Source organism: Cerasibacillus sp. JNUCC 74, from assembly GCF_053667775.1.
In genome coordinates this window covers 2,359,277-2,381,956 of record NZ_CM132207.1, presented here as the reverse complement: position 1 = coordinate 2,381,956, position 22,680 = coordinate 2,359,277, and the positions used below count along the sequence as shown (strand labels likewise).

Genomic DNA, 22,680 nt, shown 5'->3' with positions numbered 1-22,680 from the left:
TAATTTTTTAAAAAGAGGGGGAAACGGATATGGAACGGATTTCGTGGGATCAATATTTTATGGCACAGAGCCATCTATTAGCACTTCGCAGTACATGCACAAGATTAATGGTAGGTGCGACGATTGTACGTGATAAACGAATTATAGCCGGAGGATACAATGGTAGTGTTTCTGGCAGTGTACATTGCATAGATGAAGGCTGTTATGTGATTGATGGTCATTGTGTCCGAACGATTCATGCAGAGGCAAATGCATTATTGCAATGCGCTAAGTTTGGCGTTGCTACAGAAGGGGCGGATATTTATGTGACACATTTTCCTTGCTTACAGTGCTGTAAGCAGTTAATCCAGGCTGGAATCCGCACCGTCTGTTATGCAGAAGATTATCATAATCATCCATATGCTATTTCATTATTCGCTGAGGCAAACGTAGCGACAAAAAAAGTGAAGCTGGATTATTTATTGGTTGATACGAATTATCGAGAGAAGCAGCAGCTAATTCAAGAATTGCTCGAAAAGTTAGAACAAAACAACCTGGAAACGAATGAAATAGAACGATTAAAAAGTGAAGCCATACACTTATTTCAATTAAATGATAAAGGTGAGTAGATGACTGGATATTGGCATTTTCCTGCATTAGCAGCTGTCATAAGTATGTTCTCCATTTGGATTTCTCCTTTAATCATCGGTGTATTTCTAATTTGGTTAAGCTATTTATTTTTGAAGAGGCGGATAGCCTTCCTTCCTTCCGTGCTATCCCTTCTATCTCTTCTATTTTTCTTCACCTATCTTGAACCACTTGCAATAAAGGAACAGACACTTCATTTGAAACAATCTGCAGAGCTTAGCGGAAAAATTATTAGCCTCGTTAAACAAACCAATACCCACTTTTCCTTTACCCTACAAAACGATCAAACATCAACTAACATCCAAGTTATCCATTTTTATAAGAAGCCTCCAAAATCATTCAAAAAAAATATTCAGTATGGTTCTACATGCAAATTAAATGCTGAAATAAAACTTCCAGAGACCAAGAGTAATCCCGGACAATTTGACTATCGCTCTTATTTACAAACTAAAGGAATTTCCTATCAAGCTGTGTTAGCGGATATGACTCAACTGCAATGTAAAAGTGGCAGAGGTATATTACCAATTATTTATCAATTTAGAGATACCGTCTTCATCTATGTAGGACAAAGGTTAAGTGATGAAGCGGCAGCTTGGGTAAAAGCGTTAGTCTTTGGAGATGATTCCTATTTAGATGAAGATACGATAGAGATGTTTCAACGCTGGAGTATGAGCCATTTATTAGCAATTTCCGGATTACATGTAGGAATTGTTATTGCTTTGTTATATATGTTACTGGTAAAGCTGAATCTAATGACAAAAGAAAATGCACAGTGGGTGATATTCTGCATTCTTCCATTGTATGCAGTTATGGCCGGTGGTGAGCCCTCCGTTTGGCGTGCCAGTCTAATGACCTGCCTGTTTATTCTTCTTTATAAAACAGGAATAAAATGGAGTGTTACGGATGTATTAAGTATTGTGTTTATACTGCTAGTTACTTTAGATAAGTTAATTATTTATCATGTGGGATTTCAACTTTCGTTTGCGGTTACTTTCGCTTTATTAATTTCGAAACAGCTGATTATAAATACAACATCAAGAATAGTACAAATAATCTATATTAGCTTTATTGCACAAATTGCTATATTGCCAATTCAAATTTATTATTTTTCTTTATTTCAGCCACTTTCTATTTTGGTTAACATGGTAATGGTCCCATACTATTCTTTTTTGGTTATTCCAATGATGTTTGGTTTACTGATATTTTCACCACTTGCAATCGTTTCATTTGTAGATGGGATTTTTCTGACCATTCATCAACAAGCAATGAATATTGTAAAGTTTATCGATAACTATGTAAATTACCCCTGGATAATGGGCCCGTTACCTTGGATAGTAGTCCTTGGTTTTTATATGTTATTCATTTTATTTATGCAGTTTTGGGAAAATAATAAGCTGTATAAAGCATTTATCTGTGCTTGCTTGATGACAATCGTAATTATAGGAAATACTTTACGTCCTTATTTATCTCCCTGGGGCTTGGTTACGATGTTAGATATTGGTCAAGGAGATGCATTTATCATTGAACTGCCTTACCGAAAAGGTGTCGTATTAATTGATGCAGGCGCAACATTTTCGTTTCAAGAAAAGCAACCTACCAGACGTATTTATGAACAAATTTTGAAGCCTTATTTATTCTCAAGGGGAATTGTTAAGATTGATGCGGTGTTTATCACACATGAAGATCTCGATCATAATGGCAGTATTCCATTTTTGTTTGATGATTTTACGGTGGATTCAATTATAGTAAGTAACTACTACGATACAAAACAAAAAAGTATTGTTCCCTTACCCGAAGAAACGGAACAAATATTTGTAGAAGCCGCCTCGACAATTAATTTGCATGGTCAGCTGTTCCATGTTCTTGGTCCGATGCGGGATAAACGAGCTGCTAATGAAAATTCGCTTGTATTGTATACGAAATTTGGAGAAGCACATTGGCTGTTTACCGGGGATATAACGAAGGATGAAGAGAGAGAAATAGCTAAGGCTTATCCAAATCTTCAGGTAGATGTACTTAAGATCGCTCATCATGGCAGCAATACTTCCACCGATGAGAACGTAGTGCAACAGCTTCATCCTCAGGTAGCGTTATTATCGGTTGGGAGAGAAAATCGCTATGGGCATCCTGCTTCTGAGGTAATTAAGACCTTGGATTCCATTTTGTTACTTCGTACGGATGAAGATGGGGCTATTCAATACCGGTTTAATCAACATACCGGAACATTTAAAACATTTTGGCCATAAGCTATCATGGATTTCTTTATATTTATCCCACATGTAATTGGCAGTTAGACCTGCCCTTTCATGCTATGGGGTGAACCCTAGAAGGATAACCGGAGGGCCAAACTGCCAATAATTGTCCGATTCGGTTCATAGGCCTTTAGGTTAATCCTTGTGGTACTAACAATCAGCAGTGGGGGATAAAAAAAACCCCTGATGATTGAAGATTTATTTTATGGAAATATAAATTTTTATCCCTACCATAAGACTCTCGTTTTAAGAAGTCTAAACAGTGGAAACGACATCTGAATTTCGGTTCGCTTGGGCTGATAGGACTAGAGAGACTGCTTGAATCACCATCACACGCAGAAAAAGCGTTTTTTTTTTCAAGGACTAGAAAAACTTCGGCGGGAATACATCACGTTTTTTAAGGACGCAGCCTTTGTGTTACTTTTTAACATAGGATGAAGGAAAAAGCACGATAAATAAAATTTCACTACTTTATAAAAGGCATAATAAAGCACACAATGATAAAATTATTTTCAAAAATACAGAAAGGCATCCATACTCTTCACAAGAACCTTTCAAAGGGATATGTCGATGCTTTATTTTATGGCAAGTCCGCTTTTAGTCGGCCTTCCTTTTTGATTCGAACCGATGTTAATTTTACCGTACAGATCGAAGTTTGCTTTGCTTCATTGCATAAGCTATAGGAAACGATATCCATCATATAAAAACGGAAATAGTTTTTATCACATAAAAAAGAGACTTTAAACAGTCTCTTTACGATCCTAACACACTGATTGTAACACCGATAGCAAATATTAATAAAAAGAAAACAAATGAAAGGGTGAAGCCCTTAATATTATCAACCATATCATTTGTTTTTGATTGCGTATCTTTTTCAAACTCGTTCATGTTAACCCCTCCCATATATAAGTTAGATACGATAAAAAGTCCACTTATATCACATTCTAACACATAAACGTCTTCATTCCAAAATTAGAAAGACTTAACATCAATACTTTTACGTAAAAGGGAAAGTCTATAAGTAAAGCAAATATCGTTTGGCTAGCTGTTCCTAGGGCAGTTATTCAAGCGTTGATATAGATTGGAGAGGGATCATTTCCAAGTTAAGTATCCCTCTCAGTTACCCTATGTCAAATGATTTTAGACATGAAACAAAAAATCGAAAAATGGATACAACAATTTTGCTCTTGCGATTATCTTTACAACGATTTACCATAAAGATATGTTGAAAAATGGAGTGAATGGGATGGCCTATTTAGAAACTTTAAAAAAGATTAAGAAAAAACAACTATCACCTGTATATTTATTTTATGGAAATGAATCCTTTTTTATACAAAGTTTAATTAAACAATTGGAGCGGGTTGTAATTCATAATGATGAAGACAATCTTGCTGTTTATGATTTGGAAGAAATGCCGGTTGAAGATGTTATTGCTGATGTTGAAACATATCCTTTTTTTGGTGAACGGAAACTCGTGATTGCTAATAACGCATCGTTCTTAAAAGCAAAACAAGATAAAAATTCCGTTGAACATCAGTTATCGATGTTAGAAACGTATTTAACAGCACCTGTAGATTATTCTATCTTAGTATTAACAGCACCTTATGAAAAAATAGATGAACGGAAAAAAATAACGAAATTAATAAAAAAACACGCTGTTGTTGCGAATTGTAATCCGATAAAGGAGTATGAACTAAAAAAATGGATTGACGAACTTGCAAGTCAATTTAAGATTGAGTTAGCCAATGAAGTTTACGATATGCTGGAAGCAGAAGTGTCTACAAATCTATTGTTATTGGAAAATGAGTTACATAAATTTTCGCTCTATGTAGGTGAAAATGGTCAAGTGACAAAAGAGATCGCTGAGGATTTAATGTCGCATACACCAACGAGTACTTCTCTTCGCTTAGTCGATGCCGTTATGAACCGTGATTTATATAGGGCAATAGCAATTTATAAAGATTTAGAAAAACAAAAGGAAGATCCAATTGCCATGATTGGACTGCTTGCTTTTCAGTTTCGGACTCTTTTGCGAGTTAAACTATTAAGACAAAAAGGGTATACACAAGCGCAAATGGAGAAAATACTCGGAATTCACCCATATGTAATTAAAATTGCATTAAAACGAGAAAAGCATTTTACAATTGATTTGCTTACATATATTATGAATGAGCTTGCCGAAACAGACAGGATAATAAAGCAAGGCAAAATGGAAAAAGAGTTGGCATTTGAAATGCTTCTTTATCATTTGGTCACAGGCCAAGCAACGAGAGCACAATAATAATAAAAAAACGATCCTGTAGGATCGTTTTTTTATGCTCCAAGCTGATTAATTCGTTGCTCTAAACGGGATTTTTGACGGTTCCCAAAATTCTGGTGTACAATTCCTTTTCCAACTGCTTTATCAATTGCTTTCTTTGCAGCTTGATAAGCAATGCTTGCATTTTCCTTATCTTTTGCTTCAATAAGTTGTTCTACTTGTTTAATTTGTGAACGCATTGCAGATTTTTGTGTATTGTTATTCAAACGTTTTTTGTTATTCGTTTCTACACGCTTAATTGCAGATTTAATATTAGCCAATGTCTTTCACCTCCTAAATCATCGCCACTTGTAGAGATGTATATGGGTTATTATCCTCAGGCAAATTTTTCTGTTAATTCAATTATGTTTTGTCTTTGGACAAAGGTCATTTTACCAAAGGAAACGGTTGTTTTCAAGTAGCTTTGTCGAAGAATAAAAAAGTTTTTCTAAATACAAAGATAAGATTAACAAGAAATTTAGAAAATAAACTTACGACAATTTGTAAATAAATATTCATATAGCCAAGTAAAAATGATGCAGCGAATTTCATTTTACATTAGCGTGTATAAAAATTATTGTGGAAGGATATTTTATATTTTTTTCTACATGTAAGATACGTATTCTTCCCGCTTTTAACAACGGTTATTAGCTTAATAACTATGTCAGAGAAACAGCTTCTAAATCCCAATTCGTTCTAGATGAATGAGTTTGCAAAATTGGTTCAAGCTAGAATAAGGAGATTTCATTAAATAAGGTTTTTCCTTCCCCGCTATGGAATGTTAGTACCTTAAAGGTATGACCTAAAGGCCGTTGAACCGAATTGAGTATTTAGGTGTCGATTTCTTCCTGTTTTTACACTCTTGAAGTGGGAGACGGGCATCTTAAATGCGGATAAAACATATGTAAAGGATGAGCGATGAATGGATCAAAAAAATGAGAATATTGTCCCTTATCAAGTTAGAACCGATCTTGCCGTGGAAGCAAAGGATATGTATGTTGAAAATCAACAAAATACAGAACAGGAAATAAAAGGGGTAACGATCAAAGAACGTGAAGAAAAGGGAATAAAAATATCCTGTGTAGAAATTGATGAAACAGGAGCTGAGCTACTGCAAAAGAAGTCGGGAACATATATTACCATCTATGCGGATGGGGTGAAACGTCAGGACACAAAAAGACAAGAGCAAGCAGCGAAAGTATTAGCAAAGGAGCTAGAAGCATTAATTGCTGCCAACAATATTCCTAAAGAGGGTAAATGTCTAATCGTTGGATTGGGAAATTGGAATGTTACACCAGATGCGTTAGGGCCGATGACGATAGAAAAAGTGTTAGTGACAAGTCATTTATTTGAACTGGAGCATGAAACGGTTGCAGAAGGTTACCGACCTACTGCTGCTATAACTCCTGGTGTGATGGGCATAACCGGCATTGAGACGAGTAATATTATTTTTGGGATTGTAGAAAAATTTAAGCCGGATTTTGTTATTTGTATTGATGCCTTAGCTTCAAGATCAATTGAAAGAGTTAACGAAACCATTCAATTGTCCAATACCGGTATTCATCCAGGATCTGGTGTTGGTAATAAACGTAAAGAAATCAGCAAAGAAACACTAGGTATTCCAGTTTTTGCTATAGGTGTTCCTACCGTTGTAGATGCGGTGACGATCGCTAGTGATACGATCGATTTTTTGTTGAAGCATTTTGGAAGGGAATGGAAAGAAAAGGATAAGCCATCTAAATCCTTAACACCTGCTGGACTTTCATTTGGAAATAGAAGTTTAACGGATGAAGACATGCCAGACAAGGAAAAACGACAAACGTTTTTAGGTATTGTCGGTAGTCTTGATGATGAAGAAAAAAGAAAACTGATTACCGAAGTGTTAACACCTCTTGGACATAATTTAATGGTTACACCAAAAGAAGTCGATGGGTTTATGAAAGATATGGCAAATTTACTTGCCAATGGTGTTAATGCTGCATTACATGAAACCGTGGATGTTGATAATTTTGCTTTTTATTCAAGATAAAAAAGAGTATACAAAAAGTTACGAGCATTCTATTAATCAGCTTAAGACAGACATATTCAAATGAAAGAGCTGATTAGGAATGCTCTTTTGCTTTTTCGAAGTCATAGAAATACTAAAGATATGCTTACACGAGGGACATTCTTACATCTGGATTGAATCTATTTTTGGGTTCTAGTTTTGGAATTCACTTCATAGAGTGAACTATAGAAAAAGATAGTGTTATGAAGTTGCATTTCAGAAAGGGTGGAACCATGCAATGGAAAAGTAACTGGCTGCGCTCATTTTATCAAAAAGGCAGTGTTTATTTCATTGGTTTTGTTTTATTATTTATATTTATTGGAATAATGACTACGGTAAAGCCTGCTTATCGATTATCATCAGAAATTATTACTGGATGGACAAATGATATTGATAGTTCATTTTTCTATTATTTACTGAGCTTGGAAAATCGTGCCTTTCAACAAAGTTATCCAACCGATAAAAACAAGCCAAATGTCACAACAATCTTATTTCAAGTAGCAACCAATCTTACACCCAAAGACCCTCGTAGTCTAATAAGAAATGAGATACCTGGATTTTCCAGTTTTGATAACCAAATTTTAATTGCTGGTAAGGGAACCAACTTTACTAATTTTCCTATTGAGTCCTCACCCCCTTTAAAAGACGTTTTAAAAGAACGACAAGCATTTATCGATCAGCAAGATAAAGAAACGGAGCGGAACAAAAATGATAACCGTACAAAGAAATCCCATCCTACAACCGGAGATAAAAATGTTGTGTTTTTGTATAACACGCATAACCGAGAATCATTTTTACCACATTTACCTGATGTATCTGATCCAAATGAAGCTCATCATAAAGAAGTAAATATTACCAAGGTAAGTGAACGGTTAGCGACATCGTTAAAAGCGAATGGCATAGGAACAAAGGTAGATAATACCGATATTATGAGCGAACTGAACAATAAGGGCTGGGACTATGGAAAATCTTATGAAGCCTCAAGAAAAATTGTTCGTGAGACTGTTGCAGCAAATAAAGACATTACCTATGTTTTTGATCTGCATCGCGATTCAATCGATAGGAATAAAACAACAACGAAAATTAATCAAAAATCATATGCTCGAGTTATGATTGTCATTGGTGCAGAGCATGATGCGTATGAAAAAAATCAAAAACTAGCAGCTAAATTACATTATTTATTAGAAGAAAAGTACCCTGGCTTAAGTAGAGGAGTGTTTACGAAGAAAGGTGCAGGGACAAATGGTGTATTTAATCAGGATTTATCAGAAAATGCGTTACTGTTGGAGTTTGGTGGAGTAGAAAATAATATAGACGAGCTGTATCGTTCAGCTGATGCATTCGCGGATGTATTAAGTGAATTATATTGGGACGCTGAGAAAGTAGACGCTGATTCTTAGGAGGGTTAATATGGCAAGATCTGTGATTATTCTTTTGTTGCTGGCAATTTGTTTTTTAACAGGAGTAGTTTATGGTAATCAAGGTGCAGTGAATAAGGAACAAGAACCCATTGCCTCAGATAAGATAGAGGAAATAACTTTACCATCTACCGAAAATATAAACGAAGCAACTAGTGGGGAAAACAGAGCTCCTCTTACAGAAGTAGAAGCTCCCGCACAGGTAACGGAGAAGACAGCTTCTATACTAGAAGCAGGTATTACAGGATTTTATGAAATTGTGGTTGAAATTTTATATCAAATATCGCAGCTGTTTTTTTAAGTTGTTAAAAAACTATATGTCTGGTCTTGATGCTATTAAATGTCATTGTTAAAAATAGTAGGTTCTTACAAACTGACAACCAATTGATCGATTGTAAGAACCTTGACATGTTTATTAACCGCTCACCTTGCCAACTTCTGTTAATAATCGGGCTTATTTTGGCTGATGCCTAATTAGAAAGTTCTTTAACGTTTAAACTATTGATTTTTCCGAATTTTAACTTATTATTCTTCTATACAGTGGTTGAACAGATTGAATTATTCAATATTTAGTATAGTATCACGCTTTTATTCTTGTCTAGGAAATGATATCTGTTTCTACATGGAGGGTAACTTTTTGAAAAAGTTCCTTCGTCTAGCTTACGCGCCCTCAAGCGACTCTCGTTTTACATTCAAGTAGAAAAGCACTCCTTGAATAAAGTTTCCCTTTACCCCGCATGTAAGGTGCCGTACTTTCTTCAATTTTAAAACTGTTATGCATTGTGAACATAAAAGAAAAACGGCACCTAAATGCCCGATTGCTTCAAGGGCATTTAGGTCATACCTTTAAGGTACTAACATTCCGTGTAAAAAGTGTTCCACGGAATGAAGTTTCACTTGATCTCATTAGAGGCTCTCAAGTTTGTACGTTACTAACCGAGCTCTTCTAGCTTTTGTTCTTGAATATCAATGGTTCTATTGCTATAATCTAACCTAGTCATTGGCGCAGTTAATTTTGGATTTCTACCTGTTTAAATACAGGTAGGAGGAAGTAGGAGTGAACATCATTAATGGCAGAAAATCAAAGAAATGTACGGAACTTTTCCATTATCGCTCATATTGACCATGGAAAGTCAACATTAGCTGATCGTATTTTAGAGCGAACACAAGCAATTTCACAACGAGAAATGAAAGATCAGTTGCTTGATGCTATGGATTTGGAGAGAGAGCGTGGTATTACAATAAAATTAAACGCAGTTCAGCTTCATTATACAAGTAAAGCTGGAGATGAATATCTGTTCCATTTGATCGATACACCTGGACATGTTGATTTTACATATGAAGTATCGCGAAGTCTTGCAGCTTGTGAAGGTGCTATCTTGGTGGTTGATGCTGCTCAAGGAATAGAGGCGCAAACGTTAGCAAACGTTTATTTAGCTTTGGATAACGACTTAGAGATCATACCTGTCATCAATAAAATAGATTTACCAAGTGCAGATCCAGAGCGTGTCAAACAAGAGTTGGAAGATGTAATTGGGATTGATAAAGATGATGTGATTCTTGCTTCAGCAAAAGCAAATATTGGCATAGATGAAATTTTGGAACGAATCATTGAGGTAATACCTGCCCCATCCGGCGATCCGGAGGCATCTCTCAAGGCGTTGATTTTTGACTCCCTTTATGATCCGTACCGCGGTGTTGTTGCCTACGTTTGTATAAAGGAAGGGTCTGTTAAGGTTGGCGACAAAATAAAAATGATGGCAACTGGAAAGGAATATGAAGTTAACGAGGTAGGTGTATTTCATCCAAAACCAGAAAGTAAAGATGAATTAATTGTTGGTGATGTCGGTTATTTGACAGCATCGATTAAAAATGTAGGAGATACTCGGGTTGGTGACACGATCACACTGGCAAGCCGTCCGGCAAAAGAACCTTTACCGGGATATAAGAAATTAAACCCAATGGTATTTTGCGGTCTATATCCGGTAGACTCTAAAAATTATAATGACTTACGAGAAGCATTGGAACGATTAGAATTAAATGATTCATCACTCCAATATGAAGCGGAAACATCTCAAGCATTGGGCTTTGGCTTTCGCTGCGGTTTTTTAGGATTATTGCATATGGAGATTATTCAAGAACGCATTGAAAGAGAGTTTAATATTGATTTAATTACAACTGCCCCAAGTGTTATTTATGAGGTGGAGCAAACGGATGGAGAAACCATTTCTATTGATAACCCATCATTTATGCCCGACCCTCAACAAATTAAGGAAATACGAGAACCCTATGTGAAAGCATCGATTATGGTGCCAAATGAATTTGTTGGTGCGGTAATGGAAATATCACAAAAAAAACGAGGCCAATTTATTGACATGGAATACTTAGATGATATTCGTGTAAATGTAATTTATCATATTCCATTATCTGAGATTGTTTATGATTTCTTTGATCAGCTTAAATCACACACGAAAGGTTATGCTTCGTTTGATTATGATTTAATTGGTTACCGTCCTTCAAAATTAGTGAAAATGGATATTTTACTAAATGGGGAAACAATCGATGCATTATCGTTCATTGTTCACCGTGACTTTGCTTACGAGCGTGGAAAGCAGATTGTCGAGAAGTTAAAAGATCTTATTCCAAGACAGCAGTTTGAAGTCCCGGTACAAGCTGCGATTGGCAATAAGATTATCGCTCGTTCAACGATCAAAGCGATGCGAAAAAACGTACTCTCTAAATGTTACGGAGGAGACATTTCACGGAAGCGTAAATTACTGGAAAAGCAAAAAGAAGGTAAAAAACGAATGAAAATGATTGGCTCCGTGGAAGTTCCCCAAGAAGCCTTTATGGCAGTTTTGAAGATGGATGATGATTAAATCAAGGGGTGCAAGCTATATCGATAATGAAATTTAACGTCTAGCCACCATATAGCTACCGAACTTTTTATTTTGGTGGCTAGGCTATATATTCTCGCTCATCATTCTTTCAAAAATGTCTACCGTTTGATTACCCATTTTCTCCGTTAAGTGGGAATAGGTGTCTAGCGTAATACTAACCCTACTATGACCCTAATGTTTGCTGTATATCTTTAATGGGTGCTCCTTGTTCTAACAAGAGCCAGCATGGGTGTGCCCTAACCCTGATGAGTGAAAATTAAAATCAATACCCAGCTTTTTTCTAAAATTACTGCCACTCCATTTACAACTTCCCGGAATTACGGACAATCCATTACTTTAGTGATAATGCTCGCCATACTTCCATTTATTTTGTTTTTGTTTACTTTTATGTTTCTTTAAAAGGTTAACAAGTGTACTACCAATTTTTATTTTTCTATAAGAAGCTGATGTTTTAGGTGATCTAAATACCTATTTACCATCTTTGTTAATGAATATTTTGTTAACTTCTAGTGTTTTATTGTTAAGATCAACCATATTCCCATGTAAGCGCGCAAACTTCACTAACCATCATCCCTGTATTTAAACCAATATGAATTGGAATATAAAATGTATTATCTTCATCAAGAAATCGTTAATCTTCTTGATGATTTCTAAAAAAATATTTTTAGATCGCTTTTAGTCGACTTTCTCTGCACTATTTTTGGTGTCTTGACATATTGCATTGGATTGTCTATTAAAAGCTTGTATGAATATACAGCTTGGTTTAAATCGCTTTTTAAAACCGTATGAAATATAGTTAATGTTTTTCTTGCGTAACCCTCTCTATATTTATCAAGAATACATTTTTGAAGTGATTCAGGAGGGATACTTTTTAATTTTTCCAAAAACTAGGTTTTTATGTTTTTCGAATACTCCTTTATAATTTTCAACAGCATTATATTTAAGGCTTACCTCCACATACTCTTTTAGCCAAAATTGAAAATAATCATAAACACTAATTTGAGATGGTTCAAAGAATACCCCTGTATTTTCATATTCGGATATCGCCTTTCTTAACATTCTCTCTGCTTCGTTTTTTGAATTAGCGCCAATTGCTTTTATTTCAAAATAATACCAATTCCCATATTTTTGCATACTCCGCCTTTTAGCAGTCTAGCTTAGAGTCGCCCTTTTATTTACTTTCCACTTGACATATTACCGCAGGTTTGTTGCGAGATATATGGAAGAGTCAATTCTGGTTTCTTTGCTTCGTATTCCAATTTTGAAATCATACCTTTATTAAACTGATGTTCCATATATTTTACTCAAATTAATCTCAAGTTCTTCTTGCGGAAAGTTTTTGGATTAGCGAATGCCTAAAAAGCCGTTAATCACTAATTGGAGAAAGTCCGACCCAAGTAAGGTCAAGACGTTTAGTAGCTAACAGGAGACTGATGGGGAAATCCTATGCACTTCATATTACAATGCGTCATAAAAAATTTCAAAAAATGGATTCAGTTATAAAGTAATTATATTTCTTTGATATACTTCAACTTAAGGAGGAGCTTTGATGAAAAATATTCTTCAAACTAAACATTTAACGAAGAAATTCAAAAAAGAAGTGGCCTTAAATGATATATCCATGAATGTACGAGAAAACTCTGTCTATGGACTTCTAGGCCCTAATGGCGCAGGTAAATCTACCTTGTTAAAAATTACTACAGGTGTTTTAAAACCAACTGAAGGAGAAGTACTCTTCCAACAAAGTTACAAAATGAATTAAAAAAGTAAACAATATTATCAAAAATATTAAGAATGAGAGAATCGATTTTGAAGTACCTAGCAGTTCCATTAAGGAAATGAATGAAGTAATTTCTAGTTTAGCCAAATTAAAAATGGAATTATCGACCTCTCTTGAAAGACAGTGGATGTCGATCAAAAATTATATCGGACTCTACAAGCTGTTTCCCATGATATACGAACATCTATTACTTTAATAAGTGGAAATTTAGATTTATTAAAAGAAACCGAACTATCAACCAAGAAGAAAATCTAATTGGAAACTCTTATAAAGGAGTTTCTCGACTAAATATATATGTTGATGAATTGAAATATCTGTCGGGTGTATCGAAACATACTACTGTTGTAAAGGTTCATGTTACCAAAGAGGTAGTATCAGAATGGATATCTCTCGCTAAAGAATTATCTAATATTAAAGGAAGGCATTTAGTTTTAGAAAAACGGAAACATCCAATGCATTCATAGATCTATCTAAGATAACAAAGGCTTTTCAGAATGTTGTACAAAAGGCGATTCAATTTTCTCCAGAGGACGGGACCGTTTCTTTATCATTTTTTAATTTCAACCGTTCATACAACATCGTTATTAAAGATAATGGAAAAGGATTTTCTGAGGAGGCATTAAATAGGGCAACAGAAAAATTTTACATTACTTCGTTAGATAGAGGTGACAAGCATTACGGGCTTGGATTATCCATTGTAGAATCAATAGTAAGAGAACATAAAGGAATAATTGAAATAAAAAATATAAAAAGGGAAGACAAGATAATTGGTGCAAGTGTTACATTGGCCATACCGGTCGTATAAATTCAAGTACTGAAGATAATTAAATCCCTAGAGATTGCCTTAAATTTAGAATCAAATACTTTACGTTTTTAGTTATCGTCTCTTACCATTTACAAACGAACTTTTGTATAAGAAAGAAATGTCTAAACAGACGGTCTTATGAAGAAGTATCAAAAGACCAAGTTCCTAAAAATGTATTAGATGAACTTCAATAAAGTTTGTTAAAATAAAGATGTAAAGAAAGAGCATAAGTAAGGAAAGGGAGCAAACAGGTGGTTTTAGAGGTCGGGGGTTAGTCACCCCTCCTTCTTGATAATTATGGTTCACTATTATAAAATACACAGATACACATGTTGGATGAAAAAGGCTTATAAAACCCCTAAAAGAAAATAGAAGGCTACGTTGCTAAATACATACAAGCTTGAAAAATGCTGCTCTATCTATTAATAAGTCTATTTTTCTAAGAGGAGTTAATCGGTAAACTAAATGAAAGGTTAAGAAGGAGTATAGTATGAATTTAATTCAATCTGTTTATGTGCACATACCATTTTGTCAGCAAATTTGTCATTACTGTGATTTCACCAAGTTTTTTTATAATGAACAATTGGCAAATGACTATATAAATGCGTTAAAACAGGAAATTTCCACTTATGTAAAGAAAAATAATACAAAGATCCGTACCATTTTTATTGGTGGAGGAACCCCGACTGCTTTAACTGTCGATCAATTAGAAGCAGTGTTAGAACAACTAAGTTTGAAATTTGATTTAACAGCATGTGAAGAGTTTACGATTGAAGCTAATCCGGGAGATTTTAGTGAGGAAAAAATAAAATTATTGACGTCGTATGGAGTTAATCGAGTGTCTTTAGGTGTTCAAGTATTTGATAATGCCATGCTAAAAGAATTAGGCAGAATTCATACCGTGCAAGATGTTTATCATACGATTGAACTTTTACAGAAACATGGCATAAATAATATTAGTACCGATTTAATCTATGCACTTCCAAATCAGTCGATTGCTCACTTTAGAGCATCTTTACATGCTGCAATGAGTTTAAATCTACCGCATCTTTCGACATATGCTTTGCAAATTGAGCCCAAAACCGTTTTCTATCAACGCTATAGGAAGGGTAAGTTACATCGTCCTGCACAGGAGGAAGAGGTGCAGATGTATGAAATTTTAAAAGCAACAGCTAAAGAAAATGGATTATTACAATATGAGATTAGTAATTTTGCTCGACCAGGATTTGAAAGCAAACACAACTTAACTTATTGGAATAATGAATATTATTACGGTTTTGGTGCAGGAGCTTACGGTTATTTACCCGGTAAACGTTATGGCAATATTCGGCCACTGCCCGCTTATATCAAACAAGCGAAACTAGATGGAAAACCAATCTTACACATCGATTCCATTGGTAAAAAAGAACAAATGGAAGAAGAGATGTTTCTTGGATTACGAAGGATGCAAGGAGTAAATAAACACCATTTTGCAGCTAAATTTGGAATTTCAATGGATCAAGTATACCGTTCGTCTATTGAAGAACTTATGCAAAAAGGCTGGTTAATAGAGGATGTCAATAAAATTGTATTAACGGAAGAAGGTAAGCTATTGGCTAATGAAGTATTTGAAAGGTTCTTACTTGAAGAGGAAATGCTAAAATAGTCAATGATTGTAAGAATAGCCTGTATGCTTTAATGCAGGTGTTTTTTCTGTCTGTCTAGAAATAATAACCGTTTTCTGTAATGTGTTTTTTTGAAAGTAGCTTTATCTAGATGATGTGCCTAAAGTGACTAACAAACATCGCGGTTTTTCAAGGGTAAGAAGAACTGCGATAGCGATACATCGGTCAAAGAAAAAGTGTTTTTGAAGGACAGAGTATGCTTCAATAGCAATACATGGCACGCAAAAAGCGATTTTTTCATGGACGCTTGCGATCTTAGTCTTTAATCCACTACAAGGAGAAAAAGTACTCCTTGAATGAAGTTTCACTTTATCCCGGATGTAAGGATCCGTATTTTTCTCCATTCGAAAATGAGCTAATGATGTTGCGAACAAGATGAGAAAAACGGTTCCTAAATCCCCGATTGGTTCAACTAACATTTCTTGGGAAAAGCATTCCAAGAAATGAAGTTTCACTTTACCTCGTTAGCTATCTCCAGTTTGTATATTGCTAACTGAGCACTTCTCGCTTTTGTTCTGAAAAAAGTCAATCGTTACTATGCCATTTTATTGACAAAAAAAAGCTGATTTGATACTTTATTATTAGAATTAGCACTCGAAAGGTATGAGTGCTAACAGAGGTGATCATCATGTTATCAAAAAGGCAGTTAATGATTCTACAAGTCATTGTTGATGATTTCATCAAGTCAGCACACCCTGTTGGCTCGCGTGCTATTGCAAAAAAGGAAGTTATTCCATATAGTGCTGCAACTATTCGAAATGAAATGGCAGACTTAGAGGATATGGGGTTTCTTGAGAAAACTCATTCATCATCTGGTCGTATTCCTTCTGAGAAAGGATATCGCTACTATGTTGACCATTTGATTTCGCCAACTATTTTAAAACAAGAAGGTAATGTAATTAAACACATTATTAAAGATGGCTTTTTTGAGTTTGAACAACTTGTACAAATATCAGCGGAAGTTTTATCGGAGTTGACGAATTATACTTCTATTATACTGGGACCGGAAATTTTTGATACGAAGTTAAAGCAGATACAAATTATTACGATATCACCTAATACAGCTGTTGCTATTCTTGTGACAAACACGGGTCATGTAGAACATCGGACTTTTTCTATTCCAGAGAAAATTAACCCTTCTGATTTGGAAAAAATGGTCAATATTTTAAATGAACAGCTTCATAGTGTGCCAATTCTACAATTGGCGGAAAAATTCAATTCGGAAATTGATGCCATGATTGAAAAGTACGTATCCAGTTTAGATAAATCGTATCAATACTTGAAAAATATTTTTTTTCAAGACCATCCAGTAAAAGTATATATTGGTGGCAAGTCAAATATGTTAATGCAGCCAGAATTTAATGATGTTGATAAGATACGTGATTTTTATGCAATGATTGAGAATGAAGAAGAGATTGCCAACTTATTGAAGCAGGCAAAAGATGGCATAGAAGTATCGATAGGAAGAGAGAACGATATCGAAGCGATCAAGGATTTTAGTTTAATTACTGCATCCTATCATTTAGCTGAAGGACAGATGGGAACGATCGCATTGCTAGGTCCGACGAGGATGGAATACCGTAGAGTCATCTCATTATTAAACATCCTTTCTCATGAAATGACAGAGGCATTAGATATGTGGTATAAACACAATGAGTAACTTGGTTTTAGCGGTCCATTTGTTATGAATGAGTTAGCAAACAATGGGCAAGGTTCAGTAAAAGCCCATTGTTTCGTTCTGGAGCTTAACATGTTATAGTGTAAAGTGGTTAATTTAAATTGGAGGTGTCTGACGTGGAGGAACAGAAGAAACAGGAAAATACGGCTACTGATGAAGGAATGGATATAAAAGAACAGGTGACAGAAGATGCAGTTGAATCTGCTGAAATCATTGATACCGAAGAAACAGATGAAGCAAATGACGTTAACGATGAGACATCAGAGTTAGAACGTAAGTTGGAAGAGCTGGAAGTGGAAAAAGATAAACTTCATGATCGCTTATTACGGATTCAAGCAGAGTATGATAATTACAAAAAACGAACGTTGAAAGAACGGGAAGCCGATCGTAAATATAAGTCACAAGATCTGATTGAAGAATTATTACCAGCTTTAGATAATTTTGAACGTGCATTGCAAGTAGAAAAAACAGAAGCAACCGCTAGTATTATAGAAGGTATTACCATGGTCTATAATCAGATTAAAGAAGCACTTGCATCACAAGGTGCTGAAGAGATCGCTTCTGTCGGAGAAGAATTTGACCCTAATATACATTATGCGGTTATGCAAGTAGAAGATGAAAGCCAACCATCGAATATAGTCATAGAAGAATTACAAAAAGGGTACAAACTAAAAGATCGCGTTATTCGACCAGCAATGGTTAAAGTAAATAAATAATCGTTTTGCTAGTTAAGGAGGAAATAATGATGAGTAAAATAATCGGCATTGATTTAGGTACTACAAACTCTTGTGTTGCAGTAATGGAAGGCGGCGAAGCAGTAGTTATTCCTAACCCTGAAGGAAACCGTACGACACCTTCTGTTGTGGCATTTAAAAATGGTGAAAGACAAGTTGGTGAAATTGCCAAACGTCAGGCTATAACAAACCCAAATACAATTCAATCCATTAAACGTCATATGGGCACAGATTATAAAGTTAAAATTGAAGATAAAGAATATACACCACAAGAAATTTCAGCAATCATCTTACAGCATATCAAATCGTATGCAGAAGATTATATTGGCGAAAAAGTTGAAAAAGCAGTGATTACTGTTCCGGCATACTTTAATGATGCAGAACGGCAAGCAACGAAAGACGCTGGAAAAATAGCAGGATTAGAAGTTGAACGGATTATTAACGAGCCAACTGCTGCTGCTTTAGCTTACGGAATTGATAAAGAAAATGAAGACCAAACTATTTTAGTATATGACCTTGGCGGTGGAACATTTGACGTTTCCATCTTAGATATTGGTGACGGTACGTTTGAAGTTGTTGCAACCGCAGGGGATAACCGTTTAGGTGGAGACGACTTTGACGATGTGATTATCGATTACATGGTAGAAGAATTTAAAAAAGAAAATGGTATTGACCTGTCTAAAGATAAAATGGCTACGCAGCGTCTAAAAGATGCAGCTGAAAAAGCGAAAAAAGAATTGTCTGGTGTTACACAAACCCAAATTTCCTTACCATTTATTACGGCAGGAGAGGCTGGACCACTTCATTTAGAAATGACACTAACACGAGCAAAATTTGAAGAGCTTTCTTCAGATTTAGTAGAGCGTACAATGATTCCAACTCGTAAAGCTCTATCCGATGCTAATTTATCAGCAAGTGATATTGACAAAGTAATTCTTGTAGGTGGTTCTACACGAATTCCGGCAGTTCAAGAATCGATTAAGCGTATTATTGGTAAAGAACCTTCTAAAGGTGTGAACCCGGATGAGGTAGTTGCACTGGGAGCAGCAATTCAAGGTGGCGTGTTACGAGGTGATGTGAAAGATGTTGTATTATTAGACGTTACCCCGCTTTCTTTAGGTATTGAAACAATGGGTGGTGTAATGACAAAATTAATTGAACGTAATACAACAATCCCTACAAGCCATTCACAAATTTTCTCAACTGCTGCCGATAACCAAACGGCAGTCGACATTCATGTGTTACAAGGTGAGCGTGAAATGGCAGCTGATAACAAAACATTAGGTCGTTTCCAATTAACCGATATACCGCCAGCACCACGCGGTGTTCCACAAATTGAAGTTACGTTCGATATTGATGCTAATGGTATTGTTAATGTGCGCGCTAAAGATTTAGGTACAAATAAAGAACAGTCCATTACCATTAAATCTTCTTCAGGTCTTTCTGATGAAGAAATTGAACGCATGGTGAAAGAAGCCGAAGAAAATGCAGAGGATGATAAAAAACGTCGTGAAGAAGTTGAATTGCGAAATGAAGCAGATCAGTTAGTCTTTACTACAGATAAAACAATTAAAGACCTTGGTGATAAAGTTTCTGAAGACGAAAAACAAAAAGCTGAGGCTGCTAAAGAAGAATTGAAATCCGCATTAGAATCAAATGATATAGAAAAAATCAAGGAAAAGAAAGATGCTTTACAAGAACAAGTCCAACAGCTTTCTGTGAAATTATATGAACAAATGGCAAAAGAGCAACAACAACAAGGTAATAATAACAATCACGATAACAATAACAATGACGATAATGTTGTTGATGCGGAATATAAAGAAGTGGACGATGAAGAAGATAAAAAATAAATGGTACAAACAGGAGCAGTTAGATCCGGGAAGTTTTGAATTAAACTCCCCTCCATTATCCTGTAGTTTAAAAGTCAAAGTCAGGGATCCTCTTGGCTTTGACTTTTTACACGTTACTCGTTTATGTGGATATTTGCCACGTAAGCATAGATGGTGGTAAGATAAAAGTTATGCAAAAGTGTGTATCGGGGAGAGTGATCAAGTGAGTAAGCGAGACTATTACGAAGTCCTGGGCGTTGGAAAAGATGCGACAAAGGATGAAATAAAAAAAGCATATCGTAAATTAGCAAGAAAATACCACCCAGATGTAAATAAAGAGTCAGATGCAGCGGATAAATTCAAGGAAGTAAAAGAAGCTTATGAAGTTTTAAGTAATGATCAAAAACGAGCACAGTATGATCAATTTGGTCATGCAGGTCCACAAAATCAAGGTTTTGGTGGTTTTGGCGGAGCGCAAGATTTCGGCGGTTTTGGCGATATCTTTGACATGTTTTTTGGCGGTGGCGGAAGCAGAAGAGATCCTAATGCTCCACAGCAAGGTGCAGATCTTCAATATACGATGGAATTAACCTTTGAAGAAGCGATTTTTGGTAAAGAAGCAGATATTAAAATTCCGAAAGAGGAAACTTGTGATACTTGCTCGGGATCAGGTGCAAAACCTGGAACGAAAATAAAAACATGTTCCCATTGTAATGGAACCGGTCAATTAAATATGGAACAAAATACTCCATTTGGTAAGGTGATCAATCGCCGAGTATGTAATTTCTGTAACGGAACAGGAAAAATTATACCTGAAAAATGTAGAACATGTGGTGGTACTGGAAGAGTAAAAAAACGCCGAACCATTCATATTTCTATACCAGCAGGAATTGATGAGGGACAACAAATACGAGTTTCAGGAAAAGGTGAAGCAGGTATAAATGGAGGACCTCCTGGAGACTTATTTGTCGTTGTCAAAATCCGACCACATGAATTTTTTCGTAGAGAAGGAGATCATATATTCTGTGAATTGCCCCTAACCTTTACGCAAGCAGCGCTTGGTGATGAAGTAGAAGTGCCAACCGTTCACGGAAAAGTAAAACTGAAAATACCAGCAGGAACACAGTCTGGTAAAACTTTTCGTTTAAAAGGAAAAGGTGCACCAAATGTACGTGGTTATGGTCATGGCGACCAGCATGTTAAAGTGAAGGTTATAACACCGACTAAACTTACAGAAAGACAAAAAGAATTATTACGTGAATTTAACGAAATTAGTGGAAACCAAGCAACTGACGAACAAGATAATTCGTTATTTGGGCGATTTAAGAAAGCTTTTAAAAGTGAGTAACTTTAAGTTTAATTCCTTTTGCGTGTAAAATGACAATATATAGAGCGTGTTTTAAAAAGAAGGCAAAAGGGACTATGGTTGGGACGGCTAAGGTCGCAACGATCTATTGCAATGCTGACACTAGTTCGTCCTGCCGATTCAAATTTTCAAGATGGTGTAGTTTCGCGGAATGCATAAGTTTAAGCACAAGTCTACAAGAAACAAGCCAGTGATGAATTTTCAGCTTTCATTTTCACCCGACTTTTTGAACATCCTCCTGATACTTTGGCTAACTCACTTTCTTCAGTAAAGCGAATTAAACAATTTTTTTGAATAGAAAAGGGTGATTCCAATGAAGTGGTCAGAGCTCTGTATTCATACGACAAATGAAGCTATTGAGCCAATCTCAAATATTTTACACGAAAACAGCGCAAGTGGACTAGTGATTGAAGAAGCACTAGATCTAGTGAAAGAGCACTCGTCTAAGTATGGAGAGGTATACGAGTTAAATCCTGAAGACTATCCGGAGGAAGGGGTTTATATTAAAGCATACCTTCCTGTAAATAGCTTTTTAGGAGAAACGGTTGAAGAGATAAAGCAAGCTATTAACAACTTAATGCTATACGATATTGATTTGGGAAGAAATCAAATTACGTTGAGTGAAGTACATGAAGAAGAATGGGCTACTGCTTGGAAAAAGTACTATAAACCTGTAAAAATATCTAAGCGTATTACGATTACACCAACTTGGGAAGATTATAGACCTGTAGATACAGATGAATTGATTATTGAGCTAGATCCCGGTATGGCATTTGGTACCGGGACGCATCCGACGACAGTACTTAGTATTCAGGCATTAGAACAATTCGTTAAAAGTGGAGATAAAGTAATTGATGTTGGTTCTGGCTCTGGTGTCTTAAGCATTGCGGCTGCTTTATTAGGAGCAAGCCATGTTTATGCGTATGATTTGGATGATGTGGCAGTGAAAAGTACAATTTTAAATGCAAAATTAAATCGTTTAAATAGTCGCATCACTGCCAAACAAAATAACTTATTAGATCATATCACAGTAGAGGCAGACTTAATCGTTTCTAATATTTTAGCTGAAGTAATTGTACGTTTTGTAGACAGTGCATGGAATCGTTTGAAATCCGGTGGCTATTTTATTACTTCAGGAATTACCCAAACAAAAAAGCAATTGGTTAAAGATCGCATCGAACAACAAGGCTTTAACATTATCCAAGTCAATGAAATGGAAGATTGGATTGCTATTGTAGCACAAAAGATCTAGTAATTATTTTTCTGAAGAAGGTGATA

18 protein-coding genes and 1 pseudogene are annotated in these 22,680 nt (G+C 35.6%); 16 read left to right on the top strand and 3 right to left on the bottom strand.

What is annotated here, in order from left to right; all coding sequences use genetic code 11:
- Positions 1 to 29 precede the first annotated feature (29 nt).
- Both JNUCC74_RS10640 and JNUCC74_RS10635 read left to right on the top strand, forming a co-directional pair.
- Positions 30 to 608 (top strand): ComE operon protein 2, encoded by a 579-nt coding sequence (locus JNUCC74_RS10640; protein ID WP_454065326.1) that lies wholly within the window; start codon positions 30 to 32, stop codon positions 606 to 608.
- Positions 609 to 2,873: a DNA internalization-related competence protein ComEC/Rec2 gene (locus tag JNUCC74_RS10635; protein ID WP_454065325.1), complete on the top strand. Its 2,265-nt coding sequence runs from the start codon at positions 609 to 611 to the stop codon at positions 2,871 to 2,873.
- 759 nt (positions 2,874 to 3,632) lie between these two features.
- Here the strand turns inward: JNUCC74_RS10635 and JNUCC74_RS10630 are convergent.
- A complete protein-coding gene (locus JNUCC74_RS10630; RefSeq protein WP_077320989.1) occupies positions 3,633 to 3,767 on the bottom strand; it encodes a YqzM family protein in 135 nt (44 codons plus the stop codon).
- Between the two features lie 358 nt (positions 3,768 to 4,125).
- On the opposite strand from JNUCC74_RS10630, the gene holA reads away from it, so the two are divergent.
- A complete protein-coding gene (gene holA, locus JNUCC74_RS10625) occupies positions 4,126 to 5,160 on the top strand; it encodes a DNA polymerase III subunit delta (RefSeq protein ID WP_454065324.1) in 1,035 nt (344 codons plus the stop codon).
- Between the two features lie 32 nt (positions 5,161 to 5,192).
- Here holA and rpsT read toward each other — a convergent pair whose 3' ends face one another.
- Positions 5,193 to 5,459, bottom strand: coding sequence for a 30S ribosomal protein S20 (rpsT, locus tag JNUCC74_RS10620; RefSeq protein WP_454065323.1), 267 nt, complete (start codon positions 5,457 to 5,459; stop codon positions 5,193 to 5,195).
- Positions 5,460 to 6,100: 641 nt separating this feature from the next.
- On the opposite strand from rpsT, the gene gpr reads away from it, so the two are divergent.
- From gpr to lepA, 4 genes are all read left to right on the top strand, one after another.
- On the top strand, positions 6,101 to 7,207 hold the full coding sequence (gene gpr / locus JNUCC74_RS10615; protein WP_454065322.1) for a GPR endopeptidase: 1,107 nt from the start codon (positions 6,101 to 6,103) through the stop codon (positions 7,205 to 7,207).
- A gap of 251 nt (positions 7,208 to 7,458) precedes the next feature.
- Positions 7,459 to 8,625 carry a stage II sporulation protein P gene (gene spoIIP, locus JNUCC74_RS10610; protein ID WP_454065321.1) on the top strand — a complete coding sequence of 389 codons (1,167 nt, stop codon included), beginning with the start codon at positions 7,459 to 7,461 and terminating at the stop codon, positions 8,623 to 8,625.
- A 10-nt stretch (positions 8,626 to 8,635) separates the two neighbouring features.
- A complete protein-coding gene (locus JNUCC74_RS10605) occupies positions 8,636 to 8,944 on the top strand; it encodes a hypothetical protein (protein WP_454065320.1) in 309 nt (102 codons plus the stop codon).
- A gap of 769 nt (positions 8,945 to 9,713) precedes the next feature.
- The gene (gene lepA / locus JNUCC74_RS10600) at positions 9,714 to 11,522 is read left to right on the top strand and encodes a translation elongation factor 4 (protein WP_454065319.1); all 1,809 of its coding nucleotides are present in this window, start codon (positions 9,714 to 9,716) and stop codon (positions 11,520 to 11,522) included.
- A gap of 876 nt (positions 11,523 to 12,398) precedes the next feature.
- Here the strand turns inward: lepA and JNUCC74_RS10595 are convergent.
- Complete coding sequence (locus JNUCC74_RS10595; protein ID WP_454065318.1) at positions 12,399 to 12,677, bottom strand: hypothetical protein; 279 nt, start codon at positions 12,675 to 12,677, stop codon at positions 12,399 to 12,401.
- 415 nt (positions 12,678 to 13,092) lie between these two features.
- On the opposite strand from JNUCC74_RS10595, the pseudogene JNUCC74_RS10590 reads away from it, so the two are divergent.
- The 9 genes and pseudogenes from JNUCC74_RS10590 to prmA all read left to right on the top strand — a co-directional run.
- Positions 13,093 to 13,281, top strand: a pseudogene (locus JNUCC74_RS10590) (ATP-binding cassette domain-containing protein); the annotation flags it as partial.
- Positions 13,282 to 13,446: 165 nt separating this feature from the next.
- A complete protein-coding gene (locus JNUCC74_RS10585) occupies positions 13,447 to 13,578 on the top strand; it encodes a histidine kinase dimerization/phospho-acceptor domain-containing protein (RefSeq protein WP_454065317.1) in 132 nt (43 codons plus the stop codon).
- 205 nt (positions 13,579 to 13,783) lie between these two features.
- Complete coding sequence (locus JNUCC74_RS10580) at positions 13,784 to 14,128, top strand: sensor histidine kinase (protein ID WP_454067878.1); 345 nt, start codon at positions 13,784 to 13,786, stop codon at positions 14,126 to 14,128.
- Positions 14,129 to 14,618: 490 nt separating this feature from the next.
- The gene (gene hemW, locus JNUCC74_RS10575; RefSeq protein WP_454065316.1) at positions 14,619 to 15,773 is read left to right on the top strand and encodes a radical SAM family heme chaperone HemW; all 1,155 of its coding nucleotides are present in this window, start codon (positions 14,619 to 14,621) and stop codon (positions 15,771 to 15,773) included.
- A gap of 647 nt (positions 15,774 to 16,420) precedes the next feature.
- Positions 16,421 to 17,452, top strand: coding sequence for a heat-inducible transcriptional repressor HrcA (gene hrcA, locus JNUCC74_RS10570; protein WP_077320966.1), 1,032 nt, complete (start codon positions 16,421 to 16,423; stop codon positions 17,450 to 17,452).
- 179 nt (positions 17,453 to 17,631) lie between these two features.
- Positions 17,632 to 18,186: a nucleotide exchange factor GrpE gene (gene grpE / locus JNUCC74_RS10565; RefSeq protein ID WP_454067877.1), complete on the top strand. Its 555-nt coding sequence runs from the start codon at positions 17,632 to 17,634 to the stop codon at positions 18,184 to 18,186.
- A gap of 29 nt (positions 18,187 to 18,215) precedes the next feature.
- Entirely contained in the window at positions 18,216 to 20,057 is a 1,842-nt protein-coding gene (gene dnaK / locus JNUCC74_RS10560) for a molecular chaperone DnaK (RefSeq protein WP_454065315.1), read from the top strand.
- Positions 20,058 to 20,259: 202 nt separating this feature from the next.
- Positions 20,260 to 21,384, top strand: a complete 1,125-nt coding sequence (gene dnaJ / locus JNUCC74_RS10555) for a molecular chaperone DnaJ (protein ID WP_077320958.1) — start codon at positions 20,260 to 20,262, stop codon at positions 21,382 to 21,384.
- Between the two features lie 331 nt (positions 21,385 to 21,715).
- The gene (gene prmA / locus JNUCC74_RS10550) at positions 21,716 to 22,654 is read left to right on the top strand and encodes a 50S ribosomal protein L11 methyltransferase (RefSeq protein WP_454065314.1); all 939 of its coding nucleotides are present in this window, start codon (positions 21,716 to 21,718) and stop codon (positions 22,652 to 22,654) included.
- Positions 22,655 to 22,680 lie beyond the last annotated feature (26 nt).

Excerpts from the sequence above, each read along its gene's own strand:
- grpE (WP_454067877.1), top strand. The coding sequence starts at position 17,632 with ATGGATATAAAAGAACAGGTGACAGAAGATGCAGTTGAATCTGCTGAA.
- JNUCC74_RS10595 (WP_454065318.1), bottom strand. The coding sequence starts at position 12,677 with ATGCAAAAATATGGGAATTGGTATTATTTTGAAATAAAAGCAATTGGC.
- holA (WP_454065324.1), top strand. The coding sequence starts at position 4,126 with ATGGCCTATTTAGAAACTTTAAAAAAGATTAAGAAAAAACAACTATCA.
- prmA (WP_454065314.1), top strand. The coding sequence starts at position 21,716 with ATGAAGTGGTCAGAGCTCTGTATTCATACGACAAATGAAGCTATTGAG.
- JNUCC74_RS10635 (WP_454065325.1), top strand. The coding sequence starts at position 609 with ATGACTGGATATTGGCATTTTCCTGCATTAGCAGCTGTCATAAGTATG.
- JNUCC74_RS10630 (WP_077320989.1), bottom strand. The coding sequence starts at position 3,767 with ATGAACGAGTTTGAAAAAGATACGCAATCAAAAACAAATGATATGGTT.
- lepA (WP_454065319.1), top strand. The coding sequence starts at position 9,714 with ATGGCAGAAAATCAAAGAAATGTACGGAACTTTTCCATTATCGCTCAT.
- hrcA (WP_077320966.1), top strand. The coding sequence starts at position 16,421 with ATGTTATCAAAAAGGCAGTTAATGATTCTACAAGTCATTGTTGATGAT.
- JNUCC74_RS10605 (WP_454065320.1), top strand. The coding sequence starts at position 8,636 with ATGGCAAGATCTGTGATTATTCTTTTGTTGCTGGCAATTTGTTTTTTA.
- JNUCC74_RS10640 (WP_454065326.1), top strand. The coding sequence starts at position 30 with ATGGAACGGATTTCGTGGGATCAATATTTTATGGCACAGAGCCATCTA.
- gpr (WP_454065322.1), top strand. The coding sequence starts at position 6,101 with ATGGATCAAAAAAATGAGAATATTGTCCCTTATCAAGTTAGAACCGAT.
- hemW (WP_454065316.1), top strand. The coding sequence starts at position 14,619 with ATGAATTTAATTCAATCTGTTTATGTGCACATACCATTTTGTCAGCAA.
- spoIIP (WP_454065321.1), top strand. The coding sequence starts at position 7,459 with ATGCAATGGAAAAGTAACTGGCTGCGCTCATTTTATCAAAAAGGCAGT.
- dnaK (WP_454065315.1), top strand. The coding sequence starts at position 18,216 with ATGAGTAAAATAATCGGCATTGATTTAGGTACTACAAACTCTTGTGTT.